The sequence below is a fragment of the bacterium genome (genome assembly GCA_020440705.1).
In the GTDB taxonomy this organism is placed as follows: domain Bacteria; phylum Krumholzibacteriota; class Krumholzibacteriia; order LZORAL124-64-63; family LZORAL124-64-63; genus JAGRNP01.
On the sequence record JAGRNP010000036.1, the window covers coordinates 22445 to 30692 of the forward strand.

7 protein-coding genes are annotated in these 8248 nt (G+C 57.1%); 4 read left to right on the top strand and 3 right to left on the bottom strand.

Annotated elements, in window-relative coordinates; genetic code table 11:
* Positions 1-342: 342 nt before the first annotated feature.
* The 3 genes from wzy (at position 343) to KDM41_07645 (ending at position 3457) form a co-directional block, all read left to right on the top strand.
* The gene (gene wzy / locus KDM41_07635) at positions 343-1197 is read left to right on the top strand and encodes an O-antigen polysaccharide polymerase Wzy (protein MCB1183289.1); all 855 of its coding nucleotides are present in this window, start codon (positions 343-345) and stop codon (positions 1195-1197) included.
* Entirely contained in the window at positions 1194-2312 is a 1119-nt protein-coding gene (locus KDM41_07640; protein ID MCB1183290.1) for a glycosyltransferase, read from the top strand. The genes wzy and KDM41_07640 overlap by 4 nt, the downstream gene beginning before the upstream one ends.
* Positions 2313-2488: 176 nt before the next feature.
* Positions 2489-3457: a glycosyltransferase family 4 protein gene (locus KDM41_07645; protein ID MCB1183291.1), complete on the top strand. Its 969-nt coding sequence runs from the start codon at positions 2489-2491 to the stop codon at positions 3455-3457.
* A 96-nt stretch (positions 3458-3553) separates the two neighbouring features.
* Here the strand turns inward: KDM41_07645 and KDM41_07650 are convergent, their stop codons facing one another.
* The 3 genes from KDM41_07650 to KDM41_07660 all read right to left on the bottom strand — a co-directional run bounded on the left by KDM41_07650 (position 3554) and on the right by KDM41_07660 (position 6835).
* Positions 3554-4807, bottom strand: coding sequence for a glycosyltransferase family 4 protein (locus KDM41_07650; protein ID MCB1183292.1), 1254 nt, complete (start codon positions 4805-4807; stop codon positions 3554-3556).
* A 79-nt stretch (positions 4808-4886) separates the two neighbouring features.
* Positions 4887-5699: a class I SAM-dependent methyltransferase gene (locus KDM41_07655; GenBank protein ID MCB1183293.1), complete on the bottom strand. Its 813-nt coding sequence runs from the start codon at positions 5697-5699 to the stop codon at positions 4887-4889.
* Entirely contained in the window at positions 5687-6835 is a 1149-nt protein-coding gene (locus tag KDM41_07660) for a DegT/DnrJ/EryC1/StrS aminotransferase family protein (GenBank protein ID MCB1183294.1), read from the bottom strand. The genes KDM41_07655 and KDM41_07660 overlap by 13 nt, the downstream gene beginning before the upstream one ends.
* Positions 6836-7236: 401 nt before the next feature.
* On the opposite strand from KDM41_07660, the gene KDM41_07665 reads away from it, so the two are divergent.
* Complete coding sequence (locus tag KDM41_07665; protein MCB1183295.1) at positions 7237-8091, top strand: sugar transferase; 855 nt, start codon at positions 7237-7239, stop codon at positions 8089-8091.
* Positions 8092-8248: the final 157 nt, after the last annotated feature.

Here is an 8248-nt window from a genome sequence, read left to right on the forward strand (position 1 = left end):
TACGGCACTCTCAATCTCTTCGCAATGAGTGGGCTGACTTTGGGGTTGTGGGTAGTCCGGAGGAGACCCACTGCAGAATTGGCGCGAACAGTCGTGGCCTGGGACTTTGAAATCCTCAAAATTGCGAGTTGGGTTCTTTTCCTTCTGGGGGCTCTTGGTATTGCAACTCAGGTTCGTGCATTTGGGGGGATTGGCGCACTGGTTGGAGTAGGCTATGGGGCCGAGAGATACGCACTCTTGCGGACTACGACTACCTTTGGTGCCGGCTTCGAGTGGTGGCTCCTCGGATGTGGGTGCCTGTGGTTCTATTCACTTAGAACGGGAAGGCGTGCAACTGCGCTCTTGTCGGCATTGATCGCTGTTCCCGTGATCCTCCTGCTACTCCAAATCGGTGGTCGCAGTACCATTGTCTATTTTGTGGTATTTGTTGCCGTGCTCTATAGCGAGGGACATAAGCGTATCAGGGGGAGCGCTGTTGTATTTGGCTTGGTTGTTGGTATTGCGCTTGCCCAATTCTACAATCTGGCGAGGTATTTTCTCGCAGAAGGTATACTTACATCGGTATCCGAAACCGCCAAAATCGTTATGCAACACCCAGAAGCAGTGCTCCCGACCTCGGCCAATGAGTTTCGAGCTCCACATACTTCACTCATGGAAGCGCTTGCATACTATCCCGACGCTCGTTATTGGGGCTTGTCATATGCAGCTGGACTAGTGAACGCTGTTCCTGTGCTACCTAGTATTTTGAACATGGACCTTTTGAACATAAGTCGTGTACGGCTTGAGTTTATTGACCCTCTGCTTCTTTCAGAAGGGGGGGGGCTGGGGTTCTCGCCGGTCGCCGAAGGATATCTAAATTTCGGGATCTTAGGCGTTTGGCTACATATGTTTTGTTACGGCGTGCTGGGTGCATGGGTCTTCAGGAAATCTCGAGAAACATCAAGTCTAGGTTGGCTACTCATTGCAGCTGGCGTGATGCCGATACTTTGTTTCGACGGTCTTAGAATCCACTTTGCATCTGCGATCTACAAGTGCCTGAGGGTGTACCTCATGCCCGTTTTCGTCTATTTGTTTATTCGACTGTCTCTCAAGTCCGCTGGTACTCGCCGAAGGGGACCGAGACAGCAGGACCATCTGCAAAGGAGCACGAAGTCGCGGGAAGACAATTTGGGCGCCAGCGAGCCGGGGGCCTCATGAATCGGGAGTTCAAGGTCGTTCAGATTGTCCCCTCAATAAGTTTGGGGGGCGCGGAGCAAATGGCCCTAAATCTGACCAGAGTATTGACTGAAAAGGGGTTGGACGCTCAGATAGTGAGTCTTTCTGGCAACAGTGAAGTTTGGAATGAGGTGTGGCGGAAGAGAGGGTTGGATTACAATGCGGCCTACTTTGTCGGCAAGCGCCAAGGGCCGGATTTCAGCTGCTTGCGAGGACTTTTTCGCCATCTTGGGCAGATCCGGCCTCGTGTAGTCCATTCACACATGCACGCACTAAGGTATCTGGTTCCGTGTGCAGTTCGGCAGCGACAGCCCAGATATTTTCATACGCTTCACTCCATTGAGAAGGCCCACAGATCCATAGCAGAAAATGTGACTCATGCCGTTGCACGTTCATTGAACATCCATCCTATCGGAGTTTCTCGTGCGGTTGCAAAATCGTATGAGGGAGGAGGTGTCTACCGACATGTGCCCGTTATAGAGAACGGAATCGATACTGGTCGATTCGCGTTCGATCCGGGTGCGCGACAAGAAACAAGGAGTATGCTGGGTGCCCGTGACGGGACTGTTGTGTACGTTTGCGTCGCTCGCTTTCATGATGTAAAGAACCACTTGGCGTTGATCAGGGGATTTCTTGAGGTGCTCGAGGATGGCCGCGACCTGATGCTTGTCCTTGTCGGAGATGGCCCGACGCGAGTGGAAGCAGAGAATCTAGTTGCAAGTCGGGAGCAGAGTATGCGTATCCGTTTCCTTGGCGCCGCATCCGACCCGTGCAAGTTGCTCGCTGGGGGTGACTTCTTTGTGCTTGCGTCCAAGTGGGAAGGTCATCCCTTGGCTCTGCTTGAAGCGATGTCCGTTGGACTAGTCCCAATCGTGCCTCGAGTCGGTGGTATACCGGAAATCGTCCAAGATGGAGAAAACGGAATCCTGTTTGAGCCGTCCAGATCAGGTGAACTTGCCGGGGCGATTCGGGCGTCATTGCAGATGTCTGGCCGCGCCACGATGAGCAAACTGGCTAGGGCGACCATTGAGAAAAAGTTTAGCTCAGATGCAATGGGAATGCACTATTTGGAGTTGTATGGGGGGAGGGCGGAATGACGGCTTCCTATGTGGATTCAGGCCTGTCTTGGTAGAATGGCACAATGTGTTTCGAAAACCTGGGGGCTGAGAAGCCGTATTGGGCGATACAGCGCCGAGGTGGCCAAGAATAGTCGGTGTACGGGCTTGACGCCGATCTGGCGGATGTGTGAAGCGGGTTGAATAGAGGGAGTCACATGCGGGTGCTTGCGGTTGTCCCGGGAAGTGCCGAGGGCAAGATTATGATTTTTGCCAAGCGCCAAGTTGCCGCGTTGAAGGGCAGAAAACATGATGTGGCCGAATTCTATGTGGCTGATCGTGTTTCTCCTCTTGCGGTCCTAGGGGAGTATAGGCGGCTGCGTCAAAAAATTGAAGAGTTCAAGCCTGAAATCGTTCACGCGCACTACGGAACCGTAACAGCGTTGTTGGTTGTTGTAGCATCCGGTCGAGTACCTTCGGTGGTTACGTTTAGGGGGAGCGATCTGAACCCCTCAGAGGCAGTCTCGAGATTTCGAAGCATCGTAGGACGGTTCATCAGTCAAGTTTCGGCGCTTTTTGCGACGAGGGTTGTTTGCGTGAGCGCAAATCTGGCCGCATCTCTGTGGGTGAGATCGCATAAAGTAGCGGTTATACCCTCTGGCGTCGACCTCAAAGCGTTTCGACCAATGGACTATCAGGAGTCGAGATTGAGGTTGGGGTTCGCGCCTGCGACTCCTCTGCTTGTGTTTAATTGTGGCGGAGATCCATGGGTAAAGAACTTAGCGCTCGCCGAGAAAGTATTCGCCGAGGTCCGAAAGAAGATGGGAAACGTAGAATTCGAGATAATGCGTAGCAATTGGAGACCCGAGGACGTACCATCGCTGTTTAGTGCGGCAGATTGCCTGCTCGTGGTTAGCCGATATGAAGGCTCGCCCAACGTCGTAAAGGAGGCGATGGCATGTAATCTGCCAATAGTTAGTGTGGATGTGGGAGATGTTCGCCAGCGGCTAGAGCGAGTTGAGAACTGCTTCGTTGTTGATGCGGCTCCTGAAGTTTTGGCTGATCAAGTAGTCCAGGTATTGGCCAAGCGGGATAGATCGAACGGGAGGATCCACTGTCAAGAGTTCTCACAAACGGAAGTCTTGGATAGATTGGAACGTGTCTACGTTGATTCAATCGAAAGTTGAACCCGAAAGCGAAAGGTCCGTGTGGGTTTAGCCGTTTTTTTCTGATTTTTTCAGTGCATTCCGAATCCACTCCACGGCCGATTCTCCCCGCTTCAACTACCAGATCACGTTGGGTAAGTCTCCGTCGAAAGCTATGGCGCGGATGATCTGTTCTGTTTCACCAGCGATTTTGTCCCTGTCGAATCGCCGCGAGAGTTGAATGGCGTTATCTCGGACCCTGCGAAGCTCGACGGGATCCCGGATGAGTTCCAGAATCACCCGGGCGAGGCTCTCGGGATCTCCTGGCTCGAACGTCCGTCCTGAATTGTGGCAATTTACTAAGTGCTCCGCCTCGCATCCTTTGGTGACAATTGGAGGAGTGCCGGATGCCAGTGCCTCATATACCTTTGAGGGCATGGTACCGGGTAGCTCACAGGCCAAGGGCACAAGGCTGAGATCTGCCGATGCGACAAGTTCCGCTATTTCACTTTTGGGAATTCGGTCGGAAAACAAGACGTTCTTCAATGCTTCGTCTTCGGCGCGTGATACAAGCTTCTCTTTGACGGGGCCATCTCCGACGAACAGGATGCGAATCCTAGGATCTGATTCCAGAATCTTGGCCGCGCCGAGAACGGTTTCCAAACCTTGGGCTAATCCATGCAGGCCGCAGTATATGACCAGAAACTGATCCTTGGAGACAGAATGTTTCATTCGGGCATGCGTACTGGACTTTGCTGGACTAAACATTTTCGTGTCTACACCATTGCTAATCACTGTGGTGGCGACTTCTGGAAATCTATCGTTGATCTGGTGCATCGCACCGGGATTCGTTAGTGCGACGACGTTGCTGTTTCGATATGCAAAGGATTCAAGTGCCTCAAGGCATTTGATTAGAAAGCCGTTGCTGCCTACCCCCATGCGTACCAGGATGTCAGGCCAAATGTCCGACACATTGAAAACTAGCTTTGCTCGTTTAATGTACTTGAGGAACACCCCTGTGGGGGCTAAGAACAATGGGGGGCTCTCCGTGAGAATGAGTTGCGATCGTCTTGCTACAAGTATGCCAGCAATGAAACTCGCGGCTGCGAATGACGAATAGCAGAGTAGTCGCAGTACTGGAGAAGCGGACTTCGTTGGAAAAACCGGTACACGATGAACTTTGATGCCGTCGACCATCTCGGTCTTGAACACGCGGCCGCGATATCCTCTAAAAATCTTACCTGTAGGATAGTTCGGCATTGCTGTCAGGACGGTGATTTCATGGCCGGCCTGGGAGAGACGTACCGCTAACTCGTGAAGGCGAGCTTGCGGTGCACCCATTTCAGGAGGGTAGTATTGGGTGAGAATGAGTACTTTGACTATCTGATCCATGGTTCTTTCTCGGGTTGCTGGGCGCTATCATTGAAAGTGGCTAGATCCAAACCGGCTTTCGTATGGGTTTTCGGCGGTTCTAGGTGCCTTTCCGGGCTGCTCCGAAAGCAATGTATCGTGAACCGGATGTCGTGAGCGGCACGATCAGCCGATCTGCAAAATACAAGAGGTCTCTCTGAGTATTGGACCTCCCCAGGGCTGCGAGTTGCCCCCAACTGGTAGCATGATACTGATCAAACTCGGAGAACAACCTGGATAGCTCTTCGAGCGTAAGATAGCGCCATTCACGTCCCCACTTGACGAATCGCCTGCGAAAGAACTGATGGAAGCGATTTCCTTCGAGATTCTCCGCAAACAATACGATTCCATTTGGTTTGAGAACTCTGTGCATCTCACAAATGACATCTTTGATCGAGCTTAAGTCGTCATTGCGTCCGATCCCGCCCAGAATCGACTTGAAAGCAATGACGTCAAAGAGCTCGCTAGGGAACTCGATGGCTTTTGCGTCGATGTCTCGGTAGGTAACGAGCTGATCGACACAATACGACTCATGAAGCTTGATTGCTGATTCATGCACGCCGCCAATGTCTGAACAAACTACGTTTGCACCCAGTTTGGCAAACAGCAGTGACAAGCCACCGAGATTGGATCCAAGTTCAAGGACCTTCTTGCCAGAAAGCCCTTGTGTTAAGTGCTTGGACCAGAACGGGAGAGCTCGCGACCAGCTTTTTACATCCCAGCCGAACACGTCGTCTAGTAACTGGGTGCTGTCAGAAAATTTGCATAATTCCATGATCGTTGCACTCGACTCGAGGAGAAAACCTGAATTAGCGGCGAAGGTCTTTGTACCGCCGCTAATATCGGATGCACGCAGCGGCTTCAACTGCTGCAAGATTCAACGGCCCCGACGACGTCAGCCACGTCCTCAGCCGACAACCCCGGATGCAGCGGCAGACTCACCAGCCGTTCCGACTCCCGGAACGCCACCGGGAAGTCCCCGGGCCGGTACCCGTACTTCTCGCGGTAGTAGGTGAAGGTGTGCACCGGGATGAAGTGCACGCTGGTGCCGATGTTGCGCGCCCGCATCCCCTCGATGAACTCGTCGCGCGAGATCTTCAGCGCGCCCTCGCGGATGCGGATGGGGAAGAGGTGCCAGGCGCTCTCGCAGTCCGCCCGCTCCACCGGCAGATCGAACGCCTCGCCGAGGCCGGCGAAGAGCTCGCGGTACAGCGCCACGATCCCGCGCCGGCGGGCCAGGATGGCGTCCATCTTCTGCAGCTGCTGCAGGCCCATGGCGGCCTGGATGTCGGTCATGTTGTACTTGTAGCCCGGCGTGACGATGTCGTAGCGCCACGAGCCCGACTTGTCGTTGCGCTTCCACGCGTCGCGGTTCATGCCGTGCAGGGAGGCCACGCCGGCGGTCTCGATGTGCGCGGGCGTCCAGGTGAGCATGCCGCCCTCGGCGGTGGTCAGGTTCTTGGTGGCGTAGAACGAGAAGGCCACCGGGTTTTCGCAGGCGCCGATCATGCGCCCCTTGTACTTCGCCGGCAGGGAGTGGGCCGCGTCCTCGATCAGCAGCAGACCGTGCTCGTCGCAGATGGCGTGCAGGGCGTCCAGGTCGCAGGGGTGGCCGCCGTAGTGGACGGCGATCACGGCCTTGGTGCGGTCGGTGACGGCGTCGCGCACCCGGGCCGGGTCGATGTTCATGGTGTCCGGCTCGATGTCGGCCAGGACCGGCCGGGCGCCCACGTGCTCGATCACGGCCACGGTCGCGGTGAAGGTCATGGGGGTGGTGATGACCTCGTCGCCGGGGCCGATGCCGGCCACGACCAGGGCCGTGTGCAGGGCGGCGGTGCAGCTGCTCAGGGCCAGCGCGGCGGGGGCGCCGGTGAAGGCGGCGAACTCCTGCTCGAAGCGCTTGGTCTTGGGGCCCGTGGTGATCCAGCCCGAGCGCAGGCTGTCGACGACCTCGGCGATTTCCTCTTCGCCGAGATAGGGGGGCGAGAACGGCAGGAAGTCTTTGCGCATGACTCTCATCCTTGAGAGATGGGTGAATGTTCCCGGAACCGCGACCTTACCCGATCCCCGTCGGGCGGCCCATCGAAATCCGCTGCGGATGGTCCGGTTCGCGATGCCAGAACCGGACCCGAACCATCGTTGCTGCTCCAAATGTAAACGAATACAACTAAACGTGTTGGCGCGACCAGGTTCTGGACAGTTTTTTCCGCCGGCGACGTGAATTTAGCTTGGAAATCCGGCCTCCGTCCACCAGAATGTCGGGACGCGGAAGATCCGATGGTTATTGATTTCAACATCTTAGCCTCGCCCATCTGGACAATCCTGTTTGGCCAGCACGGAAAACGGCACTGTCGTTGCTAAAGATCTGGCTTAAATGGCCGAAAAGGATTCCCTGCAAGGGGAGGAAAGACTTGAAACGGACATTCGATCTGCTCTTCGCCGCGACCGGGCTGGTCGCGCTGACTCCGGTGCTGGGGCTGCTCGCCCTGGCGGTGTGGGTTTCCAGCCCGGGCCCGGTTTTCTTCCGCCAGGAACGGCTCGGCCTCGCGGGCGAGAGCTTCCGCATCTGCAAGTTCCGCACGATGACGGTGCGCAACACGGGGCCCGCGGTCACCGCCGGCAACGACGCCCGCATCACGCCGGTGGGCCGCTTCCTGCGCCGCCACAAGCTCGACGAACTGCCCCAGCTCTGGAACGTGCTGAAGGGCGACATGAGCTTCGTGGGGCCGCGGCCCGAGGTGCCCGAATTCGCCGAGCTGTTCCCCGAGCGCTACGCCCGCATCCTGCGCGTGCGGCCGGGCATCACCCACGGCGGCACCCTGCTCTTCCGGCGCGAGGAGGAGATCCTCGCCTCGGTGGCCGATCCGCGCCGCTTCTACATCGACGAGGTGCTGCCGGCCAAGATGACCGCCTACGAGGCCGACCTGGCGCCCGGCCTGCTGCAGGACATCCGCGTCATCGTGGCCACGATCGCGCCGTTCCTCGCCGCCGAACCCTTCGGGCCGGAGGACTTCATCCCGGCCGTGGCCATGGCGAGCGCGCCGGCCGACGCCGACGAGGCGCTCATTCCGGCCGCCATCGCGGCCCTCGAGCCCATCCTGCGCCCGACGCCGCTGGCCCCGACGCATCTGGTGCGTCCGGCCGCCCGCGTCTGGACCCAGCCCAGCCACCAGTCCACGCCGCGGGTGGCGCACCTCGGTTCGGCCCTCGCGCGCACGGGCACCGAGGCGGCCCGGCCGTCCCGGCGCCAGGTGGCCGCCGTCTGACCGGTTCCTGACCGCCCGACAACCGAACGCCCCCGGCTCGCGAGCCGGGGGCGTCTTCGTTCCGGAACGGATGGGGCGCCGTCTAGCAGGCTGTTGAAAAACTCCTCCCGGCACGCGGTACGCCTGGCCAAGCCGATCTCCGCGTTGCGATCCCTTG